Source organism: Paenibacillus sp. IITD108 (assembly GCF_036541265.1).
In the GTDB taxonomy this organism is placed as follows: Bacteria; Bacillota; Bacilli; order Paenibacillales; family Paenibacillaceae; genus Pristimantibacillus.
Genome location: NZ_JAZHCT010000037.1, coordinates 1 through 23,584 on the forward strand (window position 1 = coordinate 1; position 23,584 = coordinate 23,584).

The window sequence follows — 23,584 nt, forward strand, 5'->3', positions numbered from 1 at the left end:
GCGGGACGCTCTTTTTTTGATAGTATACAATTTCACAAAACCAGGATTTTGTACATATGTCTGTAAATCGAATAAAGTCCTTGCTACCATTGATTTTTTTGTATGGTATTGGCTTGTGTCACAATCAATGATTTTGATTTTGGTCGTTACTTTTTCACTTCCCACTTTTCATTCAAAAAACTGTTGAACAGCTGAACTGAATGAAATGTACAGCAGAGCTTGCTTCCGATTCTCCGTTATTTCCTGCTATGGCATAATCCAGGTAGCTAGTAGCAAACATCAATCCCATTTTTGATATTCCAGTTTGCGCTATATTACGATCAAAATCACTCTTCGTAACCTCTTGAATATCGATGGCCTGATCCATAGCTGCTTCTGAGTATTCCCGTTTCAGAGCCCAGGAAACCTGTTCATCTCTGGAGTAATACCAGAATTTTTTCATCTTTACGGATGATGCTATAAACGGTGCTACAATCTGTAAATACCAGTTATTTCGCAGGAATGTATAAGGAAAACCAGAATTCTTTATCAGTTCTTCCGTCTGACGATGGTTGATCTCTAGTCCGAACTTGGGATACTCCAAACCGTAGAGGCTCGTATATGCGATATACTTGACTCCGTTAATTCATGCTGCCTCCACGACATTCTTCTGCACTCCCGGCACAGAAATTGAAACGAATAAGAGACGGTCGATTCCTTTTAGCGCATCTACCATAGAATCCAGATTCGTATAATCTCCAATGCGGATATTGATTCCTTTATCCTTTAAAGCTTCGCCTTTTTCCTCGCTGCGAATGAGAGCGTACATATTCGCTTCCGGTGCGAATTCTCTCAAATAATCCAAAGCGTAGCTTCCATAGCCACCGTTAGCGCCTGTCACCATAATATTCATAATCGTTTTCCTCGCTTACTCCCCTAGTTATTTCACTTCTTCGTTTCTCGTGGTTCAAAAACGGGTCTCGAATAATCAACTATCATTTTGTAGCCATTACATCTTCCATCAGTTCATCTACAATTTCTTTGCAAGTTTTAATCTCTTTAATAGGGTCGATTTCACTAGAAACAGTAACGATCCCCTCTTCAAGCTTTCCTTTCAACAATCCCAGTTTGTAGGTTTCTCCACTAATTGTCGCAGTGCTACCTTCCTCGACTTCTAACTTCTTTGCCTCCAACGCTAACGTATTAGGTGTGGTGCGCAGTAACGTACCATAAGTTGTCATAAGAAGAATTAGCTCTTCACTTCCATCTTTGATTATATCCTGCTAAGTCACTTCACTCGCTGGGGACTCTTTAGATGCGATAAATCTCGTACCCAGGTAGACTCCTTCTGCAACTGAAGCAAATGCAGCATTAACAGTACGTTTATCTACAATACGCCCTGTTGCCATAACAGGTATACTTACTGCATCAGATAAACTCAAGAAGGAAGAGCTAATCGAAGTGTTCTGTGGAGAGTTATTAACCAAAGATATTTCAGATGTTAGAAAAATAATGGATATAACATTATTAAAAGAGGCAAGTGAACATCCTCTCAGGATTCACCTGCCTCTTTTATTATTTGCTGATAGTAGACGAAGAATCTTTATTAAAATAGTTCTTGCTAGCATCTTCAAAATTCTTAAAAGTTATATGTTGCCCTACTCCTGATTCACACCATAAATCAAAAAAGGGTTTTACTTTTGAAACTGTATTTCCTTCGTCATTCCTTTTTACACACCTTGTTATGTACAGGTGTTCGATTGCTCTTGAAACAGCCACAAAGAAAGTGCAAAGTTCTTCATCCATGTTGCTTCCGAAAAATGCAGAATCCTCTAGTCCAATAAGAAATACTGCTTTGTATTCCAACCCTTTACTTTTATGTATAGACATAATCGGAATAGAGTGAGATCCTTTGAAGCTTTGTATAGACAATAGCCAATCATTGCAAATACAATATTCCTGCCACAACAAGTTTACAAATTCATTTTTTAAATTCTCTAAGTATCTTTGATCATAATTATTGTAAACTGCAATCAGCTTAGCAGGATCCAAGAAATCTACTACTAAGTTTACGGCTTGATCTAATTCTTCTTTCGAGGTTACACATTCTATATTTTTCTTAAGTAGTGATATAAAGTTTGTTAACTGGGTTTCTAAATCAATTAGCAACGAAGTTGAAGTTCTTGAATTAAAGCCAAACAAATGTTTTAAGATTCTAATCAAAAAAGTCCATTCATCAGGCGATTTGACAGGTGATACCAGATGAAAGAAAGCTTGAAATATTTGTATGAGATCTTCTTTTAATAATCTTTGGTATATTTCTTCTATCCTTGATTCAATATTATACCTGTTAAGTTCATCTGAAATTTTACTTGTATATTCTTTCGGTAATTTTCTTGTTAGAATACAGATCTCTGAAGCTTCTAACTTATGTTCATTAATAAGTTCGTTAATTTTTTTAGCTGCAACTATAGACTCTTCTACATCATTTCTAAAACTCCATAGCTCAGATACCCCTTCACTACCAGTCCACTTTTCATTATATTTAATATCAATATTTTGATTTGTCATTTTTTTAATCATCGGTTGTTGAAGCATTATAAGCCTCGGTGCCGAACGATGATTAAAAAGCATAGTTTCAGTATTACTATTGAAATCAGCAGTAAACTGATCAAATATATTTGATACAGCGCCGGCCCAAATCATAACACGTTGCTTACTATCTCCTACAGCGGTTAATACATTTTGAGGGCTAGAGAAAGTGCTTTTAATTAAGTCATAATGATGCTGTGGAGTATCTTGAAATTCATCTAAAAAAATATGTCCATATGTTAGTCGTAGAGAATTACGAACACTTGGGAAGGTTCTAACAATATACTCAGCAAGACGAGCAATCATAGGATAAGTGAGTTTAGGACCTAATTGTTCGTTACCTTGGACTAATAAAGGCCATACTTTCCTCGCTATGTCACCATATTCAGTCTCAGCAAATGGTAATTTATACTGCACTAGATATGTCTTTAAGTAGAAATTCCTCTTTTTTTGCATTACCTTTTGATATCCTGCCGCGGCATACGCAGCAGTTATATCACTATCAGTGGCGATTTGATAGTCATTTTTAGGTCTAAGGTCATCAGGCAAAAGATTACTGAATTGATCTAAGATGTTCTTAGCAAAGGCATCATATGTTTTAGAAACAAATCTTCTCGAGAAAGTATCGCCGCATCTATCAGTAACTCGTCTCGATAAGTTTTTTGCTGCATCTACTTTGTAACTCAAAGCTAGAATCTGTCTAGGGAAGACAAGTTTGTTAGTCTGGAGTAAATACGAGGCTTTCTGAGCTAACAATTCGGTTTTTCCAGCTCCGGGACCAGCAGAAACCATTGTATTTACTTCAGCTTTAATAATATTCAGTGTAGTGGGATCAAAAGACATTTGATCTGCAGGTCTCCACTCTCCACTCGATATGTATCGTATCATTTGTTATTATCCTTTATGTTTAATTTCTGCTTAATTATATTTCCAATATCTTTGAAAACTGTCGGCATATTGGCTATAAGCGTGTCATTCTCTGTTTCCGAAAGGATTCTCATATGTGTTGATGGCTTCCCTCGATATAAAAAGAAATATTTATACCAAACCATTAATCTTCTTTGCTGTTCTGAGTAGAGCTCACCTTTTTTGGAATCGTCTTTTAGAGTAGTCGCAACATCTGAATTAATACGTGCTAAAAATTCAGCACTTGCTTTTTCGGCATCGCTTAATTTCGAAATCTTCTTATTCTTTGTACCGATTTTTACTGCCGGACCTTCATTATCACTAATACCAGCTAAATAGTGATCTAAATAAGCTTCTAACATAAGAAAATCAATATCTAGCGGCGCACTAAAGAAAATATTATACGATTCCAGAAAATCTACCCAAGTTTGTAAATTTTCACTTTGGGGATCCCATGAATGCATACCTTCTAACTGTTTGTCACTAAGAGTCTCACCATCTGCAGTTTCAAGTAATACTGCTTTATCTATTCCGTTTTCAATTAACTGTACCAGGCAATACTTTACACGTCCCCAACCACCTCCATCTCGCTCAAGATCTAGGTCTAGGAGTGTAATGAATGGTATATCTAATTGATAAAGAAGTTTCCAAAAATGGTTTACATGTCTGCCTCCGAGTGGTACAACTGAAACTTCATGGAAATTAATTCTTAAATCAACTAAGTCCATAAAATGAGGAATAATAATCTCTTCACTATCACCTTCACCTAAGATAACCAGACTTGAGAAGTAAACTTCTGGGTAGGCTCTTATCGCTTCTTTTACATATTTATAAGCTTCTTCACTATCATTTGGGAGTAGTATAGAGCGAATTAGTGTTGATCTTTTAGTTTTGCATGTTCTGAAATGACGTATTTGAGAAGGGTCTATTCTCTTAATAATCGCTGGACTATGGGACGATAAGATTACCTGTGAGTTACTATTATTAGAAATTGTTTGGAGATTTTGAATGATTCTACCCAATAAATGTGGTGCAACATGATTTTCCGGTTCTTCTACGCATACAATGGTTAGACATGGAGGTATTATGCTAAACATTCTCTCATCTATCGATCTATCAGGATCTTCTAACATCTCTTTGAGTGTTATTTCTTCTGTTTTTAGTAATGAGGCGACCAATGATAAATAAAATAAAGATCGTAAACCATCGCCTAAAGAATCAACTGTATAACCATTTTCAATTTCTGTAGGAGAAAAGAAAGGATCTATCTTCCTTAATATACTTTCAATATCTTGAGTAATGAAATGTAAGTCAACGTCAGTGTATCTTGTATCAGCGTGATATTCATTCCATTGCTTACCAATAATCTCTTTAATCTGAGTAACACCTTGATGCTTATTTAATATTTCTTTAACCCCTTGCATTTTTTGACTAATTTCAAGTTTGAAAGAACTATCAAAGTTAATACGTTGAATAAGTCTCCAAAGCAAAGTTCCTGATACCATGCGAAGTTGAACAGAGGGATCTCTAAGTGCAGGGACATATATTATTTTTATTTGGGATATTTGTGTTTGAGAAATGGGTCTTTTTTCTTGGGGACTTAATGGAGTTGATTCAGGAGCAGTAACGAAATAAAGATTAGTTACTACTATCCCCTCCGGTTGATTACTCCTTTGCCAAGTCGCTTCTAATCGAATCCTGATATATGGGGGTCTACCTTCCCCTGGCTCAATAACGAAATTGTTAAAAAAGGGTGGGACAGTGTATTTTTCTATTCCATTTTCTTTTGTTACCTCGGGGAAATCAAATATTGATTCGATCCAAAGCTCACTTTGGATCAGACCGTCTGGGGTAGTACCCGCAGGTAGATGAAAGTCAGCTCGTGTTATTTCTCTATCCTTACTACTCTCTCCAAATAATTTAAGTAGAGCATTGAAAAATGTCGTTTTACCACTGCTATTACTTCCAATAATCGCGGATAAATCACTAAGTGTAATTACTTCTTCATCACTAAAAGATCGAAAATTCTGCAACTTTACTTTAGCGAGTCTCATATCTTAACTCCTTATATCGGATAGTAGTAAAATATTCCCACAAAATCTTTAAGAACTCTGTCTCTTAGTACATCTTTGACTATCTTTTTCACTATGAATGCAGACCCTACTGTGAAATACGGCCACTAACACACCCCTCTAATAGGAAATTATACCATAAATCTAATTGACTAAATAGCTTTAAAACGACGAAATAGGACAACGTTTCCGCTGCCCAAATAATGTATGTCACATTATCATGTTCATTTTCTGGAGATCCTCCTTGGACTAAGCCGAGAGGGTCAAACTTATTAACGATTATTCTTAGTTCCAGAAAGTCTTTTGTATACTCGTCAGATATTTTCTTTTTTAGGTCTTTATCTATGTCCCCTCAACCTCCAAATGATTGATCTATTGTACCCGTTAGCCACCCATGCCCCTCCTGAGGCACCACAAATTATGAAAATGGGTAGAACCCGTCAATACTGTTACTACGGCTGGGAGAGGAAGGTCGATCAACTATGGTGCGTTTAGAGCCCATCCGTTAGTCTGACTCCAACGACCACGGTGCACCACTGAATGTTGCTCCTTTAGGGAAGCACTCATAGTAGATTAATCCTACTCTGGTTATTGCACCAGCCCCAATTATGACAGCCGTAGAAAGGTTGAATGTCGTGGATGTAATTATTGAACGGGCGTGCGGTATGGATGTCCACAAGGACAATATTACTGCATGTGTCATGACACCTGGAGGAAAGGAGATTCAAACGTTTTCTACTAAAACTGTTTTCCCGCTCAAGTTAGTGGATTGGATTAAACAACATGGATGTACTCATGTGGCGATGGAGAGCACAAGTGTTTACTGGAAACCCATTGTTAATTTGCTTGAGGCTGAGGACATCGAATTTCTCGTTGTAAATGCCCAGCATATGAAAGCTGTTCCTGGACGCAAAACCGACGTTAAAGATTCAGAATGGATCTGCCAACTTCTTCGATACGGACTGATTAAGGCCAGTTTCATTCCAGATCGTGCTCAGCGTGAGTTAAGAGAGCTCGTTCGCTATCGTCGCAGTATTATCGAAGAACGTGCCAGGCAGCATAGTCGGATCCAAAAGGTTCTGGAAGGAGCCAATATCAAACTCGGCTCTGTTGTCACAGATATCATGGGTGTTTTAGCTAAAAACATGCTCATGCCATTGCTGAAGGTGCAGATGATCCACAAGAGTTAGCCAACATGGCCCAACGCACACTAAAGCGGAAAAAAGACGATCTTGAACTAGCCCTTCAAGGTTATGTAAGCACCCATCAACGACTCATGCTTATGACCATTCTAACCCACATCGATTTCCTTACGGAACAAATTAATATGCTGGATCAAGAAGTCGCACGGCGTGTAAGTTCTTATCAAGAAGATATCGAACGGCTTGATTCCATTCCTGGCATATCTACACGCACTGCCGAACAAATCCTAGCTGAAATCGGTACGGATATTAAAAACCAGTTTCCAAGTGCTGCCCATATGTGCTCTTGGGCGGGACTTGTTCCTGGACATAACGAAAGTGCAGGTAAAAGGAAATCGTCTAAGACCAAAACGGCAATAAATACTTAAGATCAGGATTAACAGAAGCGGCTCAATCAGTAAGAGGTTCTAAAAACTACCTTGGCGCACTGTATAGACGTATAGCTGCACGAAAAGGAAATAAACGAGCAGCAATTGTAGTCGCTCACGCCATGTTAAGAATCACCTATTACCTTCTTACTCGTAAAGAAATGTATGTAGACTTAGGCGAGGACTACTTTGATAAACAAAGACAACAATCAATTGTCCGGCATGCTCTCCGCAGACTTGAAGGACTAGGCTACTCCGTTACCATCACTGAACCTGGAGCCTCCTAATCTAAATAAAGCTACAATAAAAAGCAATTCTGGCGCTCTCTCCTTTAAAAAACGAACGAGCAGCGTCTTCTTTAGTGTTGCCTTCTTCCATACTTTGGTGCAATGAATTTTCATAGTAGTTTAATAAAATGCAAGTGTTTCTCAGTTCTTTGATTGAGTTCTCGACTTAAACCGGATCAGGCGGCGCAAACCGGTTATTGCTTGCTTGCTCGTAAGCGTAGGCAAGTCTGAATAGCGAAGGTTCACTGTATGCGGTTCCGACAAAGGTTATCCCCTGCGGCCCCTTGGTTGTATAGCCTCCATCTGCGATGATTCCTGTCTCTGCATATCCTCCCGGCACTGTAATGGCAGGATACCCCGCACGTGAAGACAAATCGAGCCCATCCTCGTTGCCAAGAAACAGAAGCGCGTCCAATCGATATTCGCAAATCGCGTAGTCGATCCCCTGGCCTCGGGCCACCTCTCGGTTCAGGCGTAAACTCTCGATGTACGCCGTTTCGGTTAACGTGCCACTCGTTTCGTTAGACCAGATTAGCGTATCTTGGCCGTATTTAAGCGCGGAGTCGCGATTCGTTTCGTTATAGGCTATGAGTTCATCTAACGTTCTAACCGAAGCGCCGGTCCCTGCTTTGGCGAGATAATCGTTCAGCCCTTTTTTGAACTCGAAGCGCATCACGTCCCAGTCCCACTTAGCACTCTCACAAGGCAACGATATCGGGTCGACGATAGTGGCCCCGCATTCCTTGCACAAGGCGATCGTCCGTTCGATAATCGCTAACCGGGCTTGGTCCAGTCCTCGATAATATTGACGCGGAATACCGATTCTCGCGGCACGCAAACCGTTAAGATCCAAAAACCGTGTATAGTCCTTGTGCGCTATTCGCTCTTTAGATAACATGGCTACATCTTCCGGGTCCGCCGCTGTCATGGCACCGAGTAAGATCGCAGCGTCCCTGACTGTCCGAGTCATTGGGCCGGCTGAATCTTGGCTTTGAGTAATCGGGATGATGCCCGAACGACTGACGAGCCCGATTGTGGGCTTCAGGCCGACGAGGTAGTTCTGCGAGGACGGGCTGATGATTGAACCGGAAGTTTCTGTTCCGATGGCAGCGGTACACAAATTCGCGGCAACCGCTACACCGGAGCCCGAGCTCGATCCACCTACGAACAATTCACCAGGACCATAAGGATTTAGTGTCAAGCCACCTCTGGAGCTATACCCTGCCCACATCGTAGGCGACATGAAATTCGCCCATTCCGTCATATTTGCCTTGCCCAAGAATACTGTTCCTGCAGCCCTTAATTGCACAGCTACAGACGAATCCTTCTGTGCAAAATGGTTCGCCAGCGCGACCGACCCAGCACTAGTGTGCATACGGTCACCTGTATCGATATTGTCCTTGAGTACGATAGGGATGCTGTGAAGCGGTCCGCGAGATCCGCCTTTCTGTCGTTCTTCGTCTAGCGACTCTGCGACAGAGATCACGTCCGGATTAACTTCCAGCACCGCTTTCAGAATTGGGTTAAATCGTTCAATCCGCTCCAAATACCAGCGAACGCAATCCACTGCCGTTAACGTACCTAATTCCATCGCCTCTTGTAACGAAGCAATGTCTGCCTCGAATAACCTTTCGTTTATCGTTCTATCCATCTTAGAGGCACTCCAATTCTACTTTGCTATATTTAGGAAATGTTTGATACCAACAGTATACAACCATCAGAAATCAATTTACTATGTATTATTTGTGTTTACACTAGCTGCTTAGAATCTGTTCACCTTACGCAAGTTGGCGTCTTCGCAGGATGACAAAGAAAACACGGAGTATCGGGATACGTTGCGCAAAAGGGCTTTGACCCGTTGAGACATGGGAGTGAAAATCGCTAAGGGCACCATGGAGAATACGTGTAGTAAATGGAATTAATTAGGTGAGGCTAATCCCCGCCTCTATTTATGCACGCCTTCTAACGCTTATCCTAGCAAACCTGGCTCTTATCATTCGTCAACCAAATATATTAGGGGATGAAATCCTGCGAATACACGAGCTTGCGTGAGAAAATCAAATCATATCCAGGGAGTTCAATTAGACAGAGGGGGAAAAATGTAGGTTTTTATTTTTATACTGATTGTACTTACATCCTAAGGTCATAGCCAATGATTTTATTTGCATCTGTGTCGATATAAATACCGATTGAACCTAATAAGGGATCAAAAGTAGTCTTAAATAAGACCCGAGCTATGCTTTTAGACTTTTCTTTGGCTGTTTTTACCCCAATGTCATCCCACTTAGCTAGGGTAACCTCGGCTTGTTTCCAGTCACCAATAACTGTTTTTCTCTCAGCTTCCTCCAATGAATTCCATGCGATCTCTCGCATCTTCATTTCATCTAATGACTTTGACTCTGTTGTTCCTTTACTGCAACCTATAAGCGTCATCATTAATAAGAAACACAGTAACATTAGTTTAATCTTCAAATATACACCTCCTGAGCTATCGCGTTTAATAGTTTGCTTGTATCTTCTACCATTTATTAGACGAAATAAAGATCTGTTTGTTCCACTATACTGCCCGTCCCTCGGTTTTAAGGGTTTATCTCACATATACTCACTCATTCGCAGGATTTCATCACCATGGATTAGATATGGAGGTGGAGAAAGCTGGGAGCGGATGCCGTTAGCCTAGTGACTGAGCATGCGGGAACAGAGGAATTGCTTCAGCTATTCCTTTCTACCTAACTCTACTGCACGCAAACTCCACAAGCGCCCTGGTGTTTACCATCCCATGGCTCGACGGGTCTATGCCCTTACATTCCATCGTCATACTTATCCAAGGTGTGGAGACCGATTGCGTTTAGCGGACGGGTCTAAGCCCTTTTTGGGCAGGAACTCGGTTCTCCGTGCTTTCTTTGTTAAAATCCTGCGAATGAGTCAATATACGTGGTGGGTCAATGCTCTACGCTGCTTGTAAAACGAGATGGCTTGCCTTTTCGGGAGTAAATGTTTCTGCTCGATGGACCATGCCGATTAAAACTCGTGCTACTTTGCCCACAAGTTTAAACACAGACTGTTGTTTTTTCATGTGCTTTACTTGAACATTGTGCTGATGTAATTCTTGAAAGACTGGATTTATTCCAATGAGCTGGATCGTCGCCAGATAAAGATATTTTCTTAACCTGGAGTCCCCTCGTTTGGAGACAACGATCTGGCCTTTCCTTTTCCCCGATGTGCTTTCGGCCAAATTTAGACCGGCTTTGCGTAGTAACTGACGTCCATGTGCGTACTGTCTGAGGTCACCTGCACCTGCTAAGATAGCCGCAACGAAGATAGGACCCATGCCTTTTATGGAACGCATCTGAACGGCCATGGGGATCTCCTCTAGCAATACGTGAAGCTGCTTTTCAATGTCCGCTAACATCTCCGTAATTCGTTCAAACTCCGCGATTAAACGTGCCAAATCTAGCTTTGCTTCAGCTAAAGCTGTAATGTCTCCCACACTTCGTTTAGCTTGGGCAATGAGCTCAGCTGCCTTTTGTATGCCTGTTGTACCGCCTGCCCTCTGCATGTGTTTTTTCCACATTGCTATGATTTCTGGTACGGTCTGATCTGTGAGATCCTGAGGTGTAGGGAACTCCTTCAATGTAGCCATTGAACGTTTGCATGTCCAATCCTTAAAAACCGAGCTATACTCCGGATAACGGATATCCAGCCACCGAATAATGCGATTTTGTAACCGTACACTATTGGCAACCCAAAATTCTCGATCGCTCATCAGCGTCCGCAGCCGCTCAAATACATGGGTCTGTTTCGTATGTTCATAGTAGTAGCCTCGACTTACTACATCTGCAATGACAAGCGCATCTTTAGGGTCACTTTTCGATTGACAGTTGTCACGGTTCTCTTTATTGCGTTTTGTCGTTGCTGGATTAACTAAAACGACTTGCAACTCTTTATTTGTAAGCCAATTAGCTAGGTTCCACCAATAATGGCCTGTCGGTTCCATGCCTATGATTGCATTGCTTAGATGGTGCTTTTGCTGGATACCTTCCATCCATCGCTGCAACTTTTCAAATCCCTCTATGGTGTTGCTAAATGATAGATGCCGATTCGTCAGTACGATCCCACGATAATTCGTAATCTGTGCCACATGAGTTTCCTTGGCCATGTCGATCCCTACAATTAAATGCGAGGTCGTAATTCGTTCGATACGTTGATTTTGTGCTTCCGATTGTTTAAACTTCATGATAAGAGTGCCTCCTTGATGGTGTTGGGTTATTTACCCTTGGACAAACCCATCATACCGAGGCGCTCCTTTTTTGACAAAGGCGATTTCTTAGCCTTAACAGGAATGTTTAGTTTAACAAAAATGGCATCTTTTCAACTTGCCTGCTGCCGATAAGATATTGGGAATATAACAAAGTTCTTGTCATCGTTTTTTGACAAAAACTTGATATCATAAAATAAAAAGCCGCATAATTAGCGGCTTCTAATTTTGTTGATTTATTCCATATGTATTATCCATTTCAGAAAGCCTGGACAAGTAAATAAAGTCCTCGACTGCCGCTTTGCTAATTCAACTAACGTTCCCCATTAGTGTGAACGAAGAGAGAAAGAATGAACATCCATCCGCATGGTCATCATTTTTTAATTAAATACTTCATCATTTATATGGTAATGATCCGCAAGTTTCATGATGTCTTGCCTGTCTATAGTTATTTCCACTGATTCACCGATTAATCTGGAATAATCTTTTTTCATTTGTTGGTGCATCTTTCGTGCTAAAGAATAAAACTCCATACTCCTCTTCCACATATCAATAAACAACTCGGCGTATTGATGTTCATACTGGGTTATGAAGATTGGGTTGTCTGGTATATGTGTATACTTATTTGGTTCTTCAGCAATCCTTTTCTTGGCCAACTCTCTAGTAGCAGAAAGAAATGACAAAGGTATATGCAAGTTCAAATTTCGCCAATTATTAAATTGATTAAGTGCTTTTCTGCTATCATCGGGCAATTTTGATAAATTTAAGTCTAACCCATTTGCTATTCTCTTATCGGCAATTTCGCGAAACTTATTATATGATAAGGATTGCTTTGATTTATCTCCGATAAGGTTTAATAATACCGTCTGTACGTGCCTTGTTTTATCAAAGAAATCTTCATAAGTTTGATTAGAAACCTTTTTTATTGGATCATTTTCTAAATCTTGTTCCATTATAAATTTCTTTAATTCCTCAATATATCTTTTATATCTAGTGAGATACCTTGCTGTTGTATCAATAATATCACGTAAGTAATAAATAAAATCATCTTTATTTACTAATGGAAAAACGTTCCTTGTCACTTAAGTTGACTCCCCTCAAGAACTTTTACACACTTACATATGGGCAGTTACTACTGTAACACTCGTGTCCACCCCGGCTTATTCAATGTAAAGACCATCAGAATACTCAGGCTTAAGCTTATCTAGTGTTTTATTTGTAGTGCATAATACGACCAGGTATGCATTATTGTCATCGGTTTCTTGCCATTGACTCATAAAGTCAACAAAAATCTTACCGTCTTCATCCCTCATTGTAATTTCATTTATAACTTCCTGTTCATTATCTGGACCATCCCAACCACATTGAATCCCCGCGACTAGAGCAGATCCATTAACAACTACACGAGGATAAATAGCACATTTGCTTTCAAGATTATAAGCATCAATCATTGCCAGTCCGTATACAATTCCATCACTATGATATAGCTTCCCGTAAGTAATGCCACCACGCATCATTACTTTAACACTCATCATGTCTAGTTGTAGATGAATAACCTCCATTAATAAGTTGGACAATGGCGAAGTATTTTCATGTGGATATGAAATGACAATTGAATCCGAAAAAACAGAAACCTCTATACCGGACTCCTTTAAAGACAGCACATCTCGTTATCTTCTTTTATTGCTGCAATTCGAGAAAGCGCTTGATGTATTCTCTTTGCAATAGCTGGATTATTAACTGTTTGACCAACAATAGAGCTGAACCCCAAAATGTCAATAAACGCTATAAATCGATCTTCATATATTGTTATTTTCTCAGTCATACTCTTAAGGCCTTACCTTCCCCTGCAAATTGCTTACAAATGCTCTTATCTAAAAGAGCAGATATTTGGTCCGCTTCACAACTTGCACATCGTGTTATATCTCTCAGCTCTTTCGCATTAATAAAGGCCCTAGAGACTTAGCAGTATCCGAAGTGTTCATAATCGCATCCAAAAGCAACTGTCTCTTCTCAGATAAATTTGAATCATCCTCGGATTGATCAATTAACATATCAACAATTACGTTAGCAGCCCATAAGCTGCCTTGCATAAGTTCTGACACAATAACCTGGAGTGTCTCAGTATTTGGAAGTGACAATTTTTTCGACTTATCGTGCTCCCGTTCCCCGAAAAGTGATATGTAATCATAAACAGGATGATCTTCGAACCTCACAATTTGTTCGATCTCTGATTCATGTATTGAATGAACTTCATCACCAAAAACATCGCTCTGCTTATAAAACTGCAGTTTCCCTAGATAGTCAGCTTCCTTATCTAGCTTATAATCCTTCAAGAATATCTTGTAACCATTAGGTTTAACTTTCACATAATTCACTTTCAACCAATCGACTTCTTTCAAGCTTTCCGAAAACATACAATAACCTCCTATATAAATATAATTGCATTCTGTTTAATACGATCCACACCAGCGATAGTATTAGAGCACTAATAACCTTGCAATTACCCATTGAGAGATTTCCCCTCTCTTAATACCATTTTGAATCAATTATAGAATTATTACAACCCAATTTCGGGCATTTTTTCCCACTATATTCCTATGAGTTCGAACTTCCACAATCCCTTTATTAATATGTTTCTTATCCAAGTCAAATCAAAAGAAAGTACATATATCCTTTTCAAATGCTCTTGTGGGTCATTTGTACTGCTCTCTTATTGTTATTCTGCTCATGTTATTTTAGGCGGACTGTAAACTGTTTCAGCATTGTCAAGAAGCTAACTAAGCGAACTCTTGATGCACGAGTATTTCGTTGGAGTTTCCCGCCATGAAAACGAACGCCGATTTTCAAACTAAATCTGTTCTGACTCGGCTAATACCCCACACAGAAGGGGTTTCGAGAAAGAATATAAATCACCATGTTCTAGATTAATAGAATATGCTACATTATATCTATTACTATGGGAATAGGTGGGCGTCAATTGACATTTACTAAGTACATAGGAGTTTATGCAACTTATAGCGACTTATTTGGTGAAAAATTCGATTTACCTAAACTACAGAAATTAATCGAAGACCTTCCATTTGGTCCGATAATAAATGCTCTTTCACAAATTAGCTCTATTCAAGGTATTGACAATAAAACTATAAGAACCAATTTTATTGAATATTTGAGATCATACGAAATCCCATACGTAGATTTAATTGAGCAAAAACTTGCAGCACGAGTTCTTTACAGTAAGCAAGGTTTACTTACTGTATGGAAATGGGTTTTAGCATTCGGTGACCAAACGAAGATCGATTCCGAAATAAATATTGGGCATGCTGCTAGTTTGATTGTTTACCTTCACCTAATTAGTTCAGATTATTTGTATGATGAGAGAATAGATGTCGGTCAAATAAAGTATGACTTATTCACAAATGTATTTTTCAATTCAGAGCAGCCTGTAAATGTAGCTCTAGCAAGAGCTGTTATTTTATTTAATGATATTGCACAAGAAGAGGATGATTTTAATAGAAAAGAATTTATCGATGTTAATGAAACTTTTATAAATAAGTATGGATACTCTATTAAGGAGTATTTAGCTTCAGTTTTTATGATTTTTGCAGGATTTATCAAAAAAGATTCCGAGCTCGTTTCGAATTGGACTCTTCCAGTCAGTTACTTTGAAAGAACTAATATTCCTGAGCAATCCCAAAAGGTATTAAAAGAGATTTCTATATCATTAGAAGAAGCACGTAAATGGTCAAAATCTACTATACACGAACCTTGGAATTACACAATTTTTCGGCAGAAACCGATATTATCATTGAATAACGGAAGTTTTATGCCCATAAATTTTATGTTTCTTTGCGAAACCGTCTTTAGTGAACTTTACTTTAAAATTCGTCATGCCTATCCAAATGAAAATACACAAATACTAAGCTTTTTTGGAAGATGTTTTGAGCGTTATGTTGAGTCAATTGCTATTCAAGCAGTTAATATATCAAATCTGCCTTATGAATATATAAAAGAGTTTCAATTTGGTGGTAAAAGATCACCTGATGCAATGATTCGTCTAGGTAATAAACTCTTAATAATTGAAGCAAAAGTTCGAAGATTAAGTATGGATTCATTAATTAATCCATCGCAGCAGGTTATCGATAAGGATATAAACAGAATGGTCGTCACTCCGTTAAAACAACTTCATAACTGCCTATTGGAACTTAAGAAAATTGGGCATCCTGTACTTGACGATGTAGACGACATCTATTTAATGTCGGTAACATATGGGAGCTTTCCGTCTCTCCCACCATTTGAAGAAGAAATAGATAACAACTTACAGAGTCATTTTAAAATTCCAATTAAAGGACATTATCATCTTGACATTGAGGAATTTGAGTTGTTAGCTGAAGTTATGAGTAGGAAACATGCGAAACCTGTTTTCAAATATCTTGATAACAAAAAGAAATTGATGAGCAAAATGTCTTTTAAGAACTTCTTATTTTCAAGTAATTTAAGACCAAGAATATTTGGGCCGATTAAAGAAAAGTTAGACGAAACGTTAAATGAAATTCAGGATATTGCTTTTGGTCCTAGGAATACACGTTAAGAACACTTTGTATTGAAAAAATTCATTTCTTACTGACACCGACGATGAGTATTACCTTCTCTCCACATTAAAATGCCCTTTCTGGTAGCCCCTTGACTGTACCGCTGTTCATTAACAACGTGTGCCAAGCGCCTTCAAAAACTGATTTTATAAAATGAGAGGTTCATTTTCCTTTACCTTGATTAGATCCATTGTTCCAAAGTCTCACCTATGATTAAGCGGAGGAGGCTTTTCACAGACCCATTTGGACAACCTGATATGGCCGTTAAATTATATCAAAGAAAGAGTGCGGATAAAAATGGCCGAAGTAGAATTAATAAAATTCCTGATTCTAAAAATCCGTCTAACATAATTGACTTATAAATGCGAAAGAAGGTGTTATTTTGACTCTATCCATTGCATGGGTCCGAAATGTACATAATTGCGAAGAACTAGTTATCGCATCAGACAGTCGTTTAAATGGCGGTGTACGTTGGGATGAATGTCCTAAGATTATCACATTACCTAGATCGGATAGCGCAATTTGCTTTGCTGGAAATTCACATTATACATATCCAATTATGATGCAATTAATTAACGCCATTTCAGCATATGGTCGATCAAGAGACAGGGCAATGGATCTTCACGATTTAAAGGGGTTTGCATTAAATGTTTTCAACTCATTACAATCTAGTGTCGTATTTGATAATTTTATTACCCGAGATAGTGAATTAAATGAGACTGAATTTATATTGGGAGGATATTCTTGGATACGCAAAAGCTTCTCAATTTTTCTTATTCAATACTCTCGTCATTATAAGAAATTTGTTGTGCGACCAGCTTTTAATCTTGGGAGATTAGGCAAAATTATTTTTGCCGGCGATTGGAAACACAAAGGGAAACATCGCTTAGTAGAACGCCTTAGAAAAAAATATGGGGTTAATTTAGCAGGCGATAATGTTCAAGGGTTTGATATGGAGCCTCTTGAAGCGTTAAGTGATCTTTTACTAGAAGCAGGTCGAGATGATACTATTGGAGGGCCGCCACAACTAGTAAAGGTTTACCAACACATGAATTGCAAACCGATTGGTGTATTATGGCCTCCAGGAGTCGAAACACCTGAAAGAACTGTTCTGGGAAGAAAATTATTCGAGTTTGAAGACAGTGATCATTGGTTTATCGATATTAAAACTTTACGAACTCAAAGAATTGAAAAACCACAAATATAAACTATTTCCTAAATAATTAATACTTCGGTTTATACTAACATCCGTGCCATGTTGAAGTGTTGGAGGGCGGGGCCCTTGTGCGAACTGTGCTTCGCTCCGTTGTGTACAATCCAACCACAACTACTGGTCATTTTTCGCATGGCACGGACCATGCTTCTTAAAAATCTTTTTATTGTCGGTAGATCAGCACGATAATCTGCTCGTGCCGTAAACGCGCCTAGTTTCGAACTAATTCAACAGATCCATTGGAATGGATAATATTTTAATTGGCCCCCCAAATGTTACATCTCTCCGATTGCAGCAATGATCAAATCCGAACGAAAAATAACAAATATATCCGGTGAGTATCGCCCTCTCCCAGGGTGTTTCTCTTTGGGCAATATAGTGCGGTATTTCTGCTCAAAATCATTTTCCCGCCTAGCATTATTTGAAAGCTAATCCTATTTACTAGCCTTATATCTAACTTGCCGTTGTAATTGTAACAGACTCGTTAATGATCTTTACATATCCGTATACATTCGAACCTTCAAGCACACCTTCATGCTTACCCTGTATCTAATTCCACGACTACAACCAAGCCTATATAATCAATATTCATAAGATCATTCCCTTGTAAGGTTGTTTTAAGCACAGGTTAGTGTGCAAAAAAAGAGATGACGTCGTGATGACACCAACTCTTGCTTTATTTTACCTAAATCTTCCACTATAAAAATCTAAGGTATCAAGCCAACGCCCACGATGAAGCATAGCACCGATTAAATTTTCGTCGCTTATGCCAATTTTACGAGAAATCATCCAAAAACATATCAATTTCAAGCTAAAATTCATAGCAATCATTTCGTAATCATTCAGAAGATTATCAGGTTTAGCAAAAAAGTGAGTATAATAATCCCTGTTTATTCTTACAACATCGGCATACTTAGATGGCTTCATCCCATAACAGACTCTCTTTTCGATATCCTGCGGCAATGCCTTCAACACATCTTTAATCCTCCTTTGAAATCCATATTCATTCGCATGTTTAAGACTTTCATTTACTTTGTTCCATAAATCGTTATTCATGTCTTCCTTAAATGAATTCATGATCTTAGTGATTATCTTATTGTATTCAATTGGATCAATAAACGTAGTTTTAACTCCGCTCTCTTGAAGACGATGCAAGCTTTCTATTACCCTTGCATAACCCAAAAACCTTTCTTGAATCGTTTTTCTATCGCTAGGAATGTTGCCAATATAGGTATACAGTATATCTTCGTGATCCAAGGCATACCATTTATTTAATATTTCAGTAATATTGTCAGACATGTTATTAATAGAAATAATAAAATCATTCCATCTGCTTCTAGTTTCTTTTTTGTAGTCTGGAAAAGGAACATTGCAAATCGAAATGTATTTAGATCGTTCGTGATTAATTCCTTGTAAAAACAGGATGTAGGTTAAGGAATCAGTATATATCGTTAAAAATTGCTTGAATTTATTAACTACATTTAAGTACCATTCTAATGATTGTGGTTCATCAGGTTCAAACAAAAGATAATAGGTGTATCTAATTCCAGCAGTTTCGTATTCTTCACTTACATCGTTTATGCTATATGCAGACTTTATTTTTAGACCATACTGCTCAATTCTTACATTGAAATCATAAACCGAATGTTCCTCAAGAGCTAATTTTTCAAAGACTTTGACTGTGACAGGTGCACGATCCATCCAATACTTTAAATTTGAAAATTCCACAATGAACTCGGGGAATTTTATATCTTCAATAGATTCGTAATGTTCTCCAAATATAACGAATTCAAAGACCATTGTAACAATCTTTTTTGCCGAACCTGAGGAAAGATCGTGTCTTACTCCGGACCATGATCCATTACAAAATAATAATGTGATGACGCCATTATAACCGTCACCTAACACAATTGGAAATTTTACATCAGCATTTGATTTCATAAGAGTGCTGTCACTAAGCAAATCCCCAGTAATCTCTAGCCTAATTTGTTTTTCTTTTGAACATTTGAGGACGCCGTAAACTTTCTTGTCTTCTTCCCCAACTACCCACCATTCGCCTATGTACTCTATTGCATCGTAAATTTTGACTTCTTTAGCCATTCAATAATCAATCCTTTTTTTAAGAATTTTGACGAAGTTATTCTAGATTATCCAATTTCCATTAGCCACGTGGTAGGAGTAATTTCTTTCTTTAATAATAGGTATGTTCTTAGTTTATCATGGGGCTTCTTATTCTTTCAAAATTGATAAGAATATTGAAAAGCCTTATATATATTTATCTAATAATATTAGTATCTAATAATAAAAACCTATTAGACAACGAAGAATTACTTATGACCCTAGAAGATTAAAGGGTTTATGAAGTAGTTGTGGATAATAAATAAGACTCAGTCTGTTCATAATGTCAAAAATTTAGTCATAATATTTTTTGGGTTATTTAATCAGAAAAACAGTGAATGATGCCATTCTAGGCCAGCTGATTCTCTACATATCCCACGTTATCCTTCACAATCCACAACTTCAGTCTGAAAAATTAACTAGAGTAAGGGATATTCTACTAATCAAAGTGACTTAATTTCTGAAAAAATAACAAATTACAATAAATTATTGGCAGTTGCCTGCTTAGTAACTGCAGAGACAACTGCCTAACTAATAGTGTACAGGTCAAAATAAGCATTTTTGCGATTACATTCATCATTTATAGAAATAAACAGCACGATAAACAGCCCCCCAAAATTGCAGGAGAGCAGGTTAAGAAACAAGGATACTGTTATCTATTTCCGCTTTTAGCTCGAGAAGGAAATCTTCAAGGTAGAAGGTTTCCTCAGGTATCGGCGATCCTGGCCGTAGCTTGCGAGATGAGTAGCGAGGATCACTTTGAATAACATGCTGACCAAACCGCTTACGAAGTAGCGGGACAGCTGCAAGACATATCGTTTTGAATTCGCTTACGGAGAATTTGTTATGTACTGCTTTAAAGAATTGCAATGGGCGTGCATCTGTATAATCTTCGCCTTTAACAATAAGGTAACGCTGGGCACCAGTTTCCTTCAAAATTTCAGAGAAAGTTAAAAATGTACGATCTTTCAATTCTGACTCCAAGGCACTAATAAGGTTATACGGTTGTCCTAAATTGTTTTGTAGCATCTCCTTGATACGGATCACTGCAAAACGCAGAGTCTTAATACTTGCTTTATTAAGGAGTTGAACTAGACCTAAAAAAACTAAGCCTTGATCAAAATGCTCCACTTCTCCAATTTTATGCTGATGCAACAGCATACGGAGACGAGTGACGGTTTTAGAGTATGGTATCTTCGCTTGCGGTACCATTCGATAATGTGCTCCTACTTCATGAGTGATGATATATGTAGGGTTAAGAATGCATCGAAGCGACCACTGGCCCAAAGTATTTTTCTCAATTGCGCTTTCAAATAAGAGAGGTTTTCCCGCTACTGGTTCTATTTTGGATAATGAATCCATGAGTTCTCGAACCTGTACAGGACGAGTCTTATGAGTGAGCGTATAGATCCAAGAATTGCTGTCCATGTTGATTTTGAACTCCCCCCCTTTTCGTTCACCGTTACGAGACACGATATACAAATATAGCTTTTGCGCAGCTAGTGGGAGGTCTGTGAAAGCTTTTGTAAAAACAAGTGGGGAGAACAATACAAAACGTCCTGTATCTCTTTTAAATGGTTCTAGTTTCCAAGCACTTATTATTCCATCTTGAAAAATAGAAAGTATGCCTAATTCCTTAAACTTATGAATCTCCGCGTAAAATTGTTCCTTAGAGCAAGGATCTTCGTACTCTTCAGCCATCAGGCTGTACAATTTGTGAATAGGACAACCTTTCAAAGTCCCTTCACTATTAAAGCGCCGAGAAATCGCCATCATGAGCTGGATGCTCGTCTTTGTTATATGATATTTACGGAGCGGGTGACTATTCTTACGAAACATAATGACCTTATCACTGGCATAGGATTTCTCAAGCTCAAATAAATCCGAAAAGAAGGTATAGTCTACCGATACGGGGTACGTTAAACCCTGGTTGTTGTTCAAGTGCATGTAGCGATGAGACTTTATATCGAGTTTACGCTTTGCTTCTCCCACGTCTATGAGACCTCCCTTCTTTTCTATAAAAATAATGGAAACACTTTACGGACCCACTAAATTCGTTTTATAATGAATATCAAACCAAACGAAGGCAAAATTTAAGTAGACCTTCAAATACGCATTTTTTTGCGATGAAGGCTTTGCTAATTGCTCTACTATCTGTTGGCGCGGAAAGTAGTTATTGGTTTGTCCTATTAGGGAAATAATAATTTGATGACCGGTTGGCGCCGGAACATCTACTCCAATCATTGACCTCCGTTGGCCCGGAGGTCTTTTGCCTTTTTCCCTTATTTTCGACAGTACCACCAAAATAAGAAAGACGCAAATCGGATTTAATGTAGAAAAATCCGTAGTTTAATGTAAGAAAATTCGTAGTCTAATGTATAAACCGTAGTTTAATGTATAAAAGTTCGTAGTTTAATGTGGAAATCGTAGTCTAATGTAGAGATCGTAGTCTAATGTAGAAAATCTCGTAGTTTAATGTATAAAAGTTCGTAGTCTAATGTAGAAAATCTCGTAGTTTGATGTAGGGAATGTGAAAATTCTTAAAAAAAATTTTGCGACATTAAGGAAATCTAACCATTATCGTAAGTATAAATTCACTTTTAAAATGCAAAAATAAACAACCCCCAGTTCAAAAGAATTGGGGGTTGCTATTTTCGTACTCAATTATTCTTTGCCTGCTGCAACCTCGTCGAAGAACAACAGTGTTTGTTTAATATCTTCTTTCTTACTACTTAGTTCAGTCAATGGATCAACGCCACGGCTTTTTGCTGCGTATTGTAGCTGGATAACATTAGGTTTTACATAGTACATCCAGTTTCCTGTTCCTATTTTAACATCTTCGAATTCACTGATAATTCCAGACGAATGCAATTCTTGGAATGCTTTTTTTATGGACTGGTTAGCACGATGGTCATTGCTGCGATCCACATCAATATGAGATCTTAGGATTTTAAATTCGAAATCATAAACTTCTTTCTCCTCTTTACTGTATTCATTAAGAATAAACTTATAAAGACTTCGAGCAGTATCCATCGTAAGGTCGTTCATAAGATACATATTTATGCTTAGAAAATCACCGTTAATTAATGCAGTATGTATGTAATCTTGAAATAACACCTTGAAACTAGAGAACTTTTTTCCTTTGGCAGAAAAGGCTTGAAATATACGGTGATATTCAAAAGAAGTATTTTCATCAAATTCCTTTGTATTTGAATCTTCAAATACGATGGAAGTATTATAAATATCCATCAAGCTGTCACGAACACTTTGATAGTCTCCTCCGCCAGGTGAAGGTATCTTCATTTCCTCTATGAGCTCACGGATCTCAACGTGCATTTCCTTAGGAAAACCCTGATCAAGGCATAGTTTACAAAGAGACGAGAATACCTTATGGTCATAGTCTGTAAGTAACATACCATTCTCATTTTTGAAATAAAGCTGACGGTATCCACCCTCTCGCTTTTCAATAATAATTCCATTGCTTTGTAATTTTTGGAGTGTTGCCCTTCTAGGGTTATCAACGCTAAATACAGGGTAATCAATATGTTTATGTAAGACAGGATGTTCGCCTTTTTTAGCTCGTGCTTCTTTTCTAGATAAAATAGCGGCATCTATAATCTGCATTTTTAGCTCGAGTATTGTTAAATCATAAATTTCATCTTCATCTAGATCTGATCCGGATTCCATTGCCTTTAATCTTTTTTCTTTGAGAGTGTTGATATTTCGACCAATGGCAATATAAGCTTTGTCTAAATCACCAGAAGTAAAATTAACGATTTTACTATACCTATTGTTAAGCATACGTTTAATCATGTCATATACAGAGTTTGACAAAGATTTATTCAAATTAATTACTTTATATATTTCGTTGGCGATTTCTTCTAATAGATTAAGAAGCTTCTTGCTCATAAATCTTTCCTCCCTCCATTAGGGGTTCCTCCTTTCATTCTATATGTTTGATAACAACAAAACAACTGAAAAAGAAACTAAAAAACAG

At 38.0% G+C, this 23,584-nt stretch carries 19 protein-coding genes and 1 pseudogene; 4 read left to right on the forward strand and 16 right to left on the reverse strand.

Annotated elements, in window-relative coordinates; genetic code table 11:
- Positions 1-172: 172 nt before the first annotated feature.
- From V1L65_RS23875 to V1L65_RS23900, 6 genes are all read right to left on the reverse strand, one after another.
- Complete coding sequence (locus V1L65_RS23875) at positions 173-583, reverse strand: hypothetical protein (RefSeq protein ID WP_331701774.1); 411 nt, start codon at positions 581-583, stop codon at positions 173-175.
- Positions 584-625: 42 nt separating this feature from the next.
- On the reverse strand, positions 626-892 hold the full coding sequence (locus tag V1L65_RS23880) for an NAD(P)H-binding protein (protein ID WP_331701775.1): 267 nt from the start codon (positions 890-892) through the stop codon (positions 626-628).
- Between the two features lie 82 nt (positions 893-974).
- The gene (locus tag V1L65_RS23885) at positions 975-1,220 is read right to left on the reverse strand and encodes a hypothetical protein (RefSeq protein ID WP_331701776.1); all 246 of its coding nucleotides are present in this window, start codon (positions 1,218-1,220) and stop codon (positions 975-977) included.
- 42 nt (positions 1,221-1,262) lie between these two features.
- Positions 1,263-1,466 (reverse strand): nitronate monooxygenase, encoded by a 204-nt coding sequence (locus V1L65_RS23890; RefSeq protein WP_331701777.1) that lies wholly within the window; start codon positions 1,464-1,466, stop codon positions 1,263-1,265.
- A gap of 88 nt (positions 1,467-1,554) precedes the next feature.
- Positions 1,555-3,414: an ATP-dependent helicase gene (locus V1L65_RS23895; RefSeq protein WP_331701779.1), complete on the reverse strand. Its 1,860-nt coding sequence runs from the start codon at positions 3,412-3,414 to the stop codon at positions 1,555-1,557.
- Between the two features lie 41 nt (positions 3,415-3,455).
- Positions 3,456-5,531 (reverse strand): AAA family ATPase, encoded by a 2,076-nt coding sequence (locus tag V1L65_RS23900; protein WP_331701780.1) that lies wholly within the window; start codon positions 5,529-5,531, stop codon positions 3,456-3,458.
- Positions 5,532-6,184: 653 nt separating this feature from the next.
- Between V1L65_RS23900 and V1L65_RS23905 the strand changes: the two are divergent.
- Positions 6,185-7,406, forward strand: a pseudogene (locus V1L65_RS23905) (IS110 family transposase).
- Between the two features lie 166 nt (positions 7,407-7,572).
- Here the strand turns inward: V1L65_RS23905 and V1L65_RS23910 are convergent.
- The 5 genes from V1L65_RS23910 to V1L65_RS23930 all read right to left on the reverse strand — a co-directional run bounded on the left by V1L65_RS23910 (position 7,573) and on the right by V1L65_RS23930 (position 13,199).
- On the reverse strand, positions 7,573-9,057 hold the full coding sequence (locus tag V1L65_RS23910; protein WP_331701781.1) for an amidase family protein: 1,485 nt from the start codon (positions 9,055-9,057) through the stop codon (positions 7,573-7,575).
- A gap of 479 nt (positions 9,058-9,536) precedes the next feature.
- Positions 9,537-9,878, reverse strand: a complete 342-nt coding sequence (locus tag V1L65_RS23915) for a hypothetical protein (RefSeq protein ID WP_331701782.1) — start codon at positions 9,876-9,878, stop codon at positions 9,537-9,539.
- Positions 9,879-10,356: 478 nt separating this feature from the next.
- Positions 10,357-11,643, reverse strand: coding sequence for an IS110 family transposase (locus V1L65_RS23920; protein ID WP_331701784.1), 1,287 nt, complete (start codon positions 11,641-11,643; stop codon positions 10,357-10,359).
- Between the two features lie 401 nt (positions 11,644-12,044).
- Positions 12,045-12,746 carry a hypothetical protein gene (locus tag V1L65_RS23925; RefSeq protein WP_331701785.1) on the reverse strand — a complete coding sequence of 234 codons (702 nt, stop codon included), beginning with the start codon at positions 12,744-12,746 and terminating at the stop codon, positions 12,045-12,047.
- A gap of 78 nt (positions 12,747-12,824) precedes the next feature.
- Positions 12,825-13,199 (reverse strand): hypothetical protein, encoded by a 375-nt coding sequence (locus V1L65_RS23930; protein WP_331701786.1) that lies wholly within the window; start codon positions 13,197-13,199, stop codon positions 12,825-12,827.
- Between the two features lie 70 nt (positions 13,200-13,269).
- Between V1L65_RS23930 and V1L65_RS23935 the strand changes: the two genes are divergently transcribed.
- Positions 13,270-13,392, forward strand: a complete 123-nt coding sequence (locus V1L65_RS23935) for a hypothetical protein (protein ID WP_331701787.1) — start codon at positions 13,270-13,272, stop codon at positions 13,390-13,392.
- Positions 13,393-13,592: 200 nt separating this feature from the next.
- On the opposite strand, the gene V1L65_RS23940 is transcribed toward V1L65_RS23935, so the two are convergent.
- On the reverse strand, positions 13,593-14,081 hold the full coding sequence (locus V1L65_RS23940; protein WP_331701788.1) for a hypothetical protein: 489 nt from the start codon (positions 14,079-14,081) through the stop codon (positions 13,593-13,595).
- 563 nt (positions 14,082-14,644) lie between these two features.
- Here V1L65_RS23940 and V1L65_RS23945 point away from each other — a divergent pair.
- The gene (locus V1L65_RS23945) at positions 14,645-16,255 is read left to right on the forward strand and encodes a hypothetical protein (RefSeq protein ID WP_331701789.1); all 1,611 of its coding nucleotides are present in this window, start codon (positions 14,645-14,647) and stop codon (positions 16,253-16,255) included.
- 560 nt (positions 16,256-16,815) lie between these two features.
- Positions 16,816-17,463, forward strand: a complete 648-nt coding sequence (locus V1L65_RS23950) for a hypothetical protein (RefSeq protein ID WP_331701791.1) — start codon at positions 16,816-16,818, stop codon at positions 17,461-17,463.
- 687 nt (positions 17,464-18,150) lie between these two features.
- On the opposite strand, the gene V1L65_RS23955 is transcribed toward V1L65_RS23950, so the two are convergent.
- The 4 genes from V1L65_RS23955 to V1L65_RS23970 all read right to left on the reverse strand — a co-directional run bounded on the left by V1L65_RS23955 (position 18,151) and on the right by V1L65_RS23970 (position 23,496).
- Positions 18,151-19,569, reverse strand: coding sequence for a HEPN domain-containing protein (locus tag V1L65_RS23955; protein WP_331701793.1), 1,419 nt, complete (start codon positions 19,567-19,569; stop codon positions 18,151-18,153).
- A gap of 651 nt (positions 19,570-20,220) precedes the next feature.
- Complete coding sequence (locus V1L65_RS23960; RefSeq protein WP_331701794.1) at positions 20,221-21,579, reverse strand: hypothetical protein; 1,359 nt, start codon at positions 21,577-21,579, stop codon at positions 20,221-20,223.
- A gap of 45 nt (positions 21,580-21,624) precedes the next feature.
- Positions 21,625-21,831 carry a hypothetical protein gene (locus V1L65_RS23965; RefSeq protein ID WP_331701795.1) on the reverse strand — a complete coding sequence of 69 codons (207 nt, stop codon included), beginning with the start codon at positions 21,829-21,831 and terminating at the stop codon, positions 21,625-21,627.
- A gap of 420 nt (positions 21,832-22,251) precedes the next feature.
- A complete protein-coding gene (locus V1L65_RS23970) occupies positions 22,252-23,496 on the reverse strand; it encodes a hypothetical protein (protein WP_331701796.1) in 1,245 nt (414 codons plus the stop codon).
- Positions 23,497-23,584: the final 88 nt, after the last annotated feature.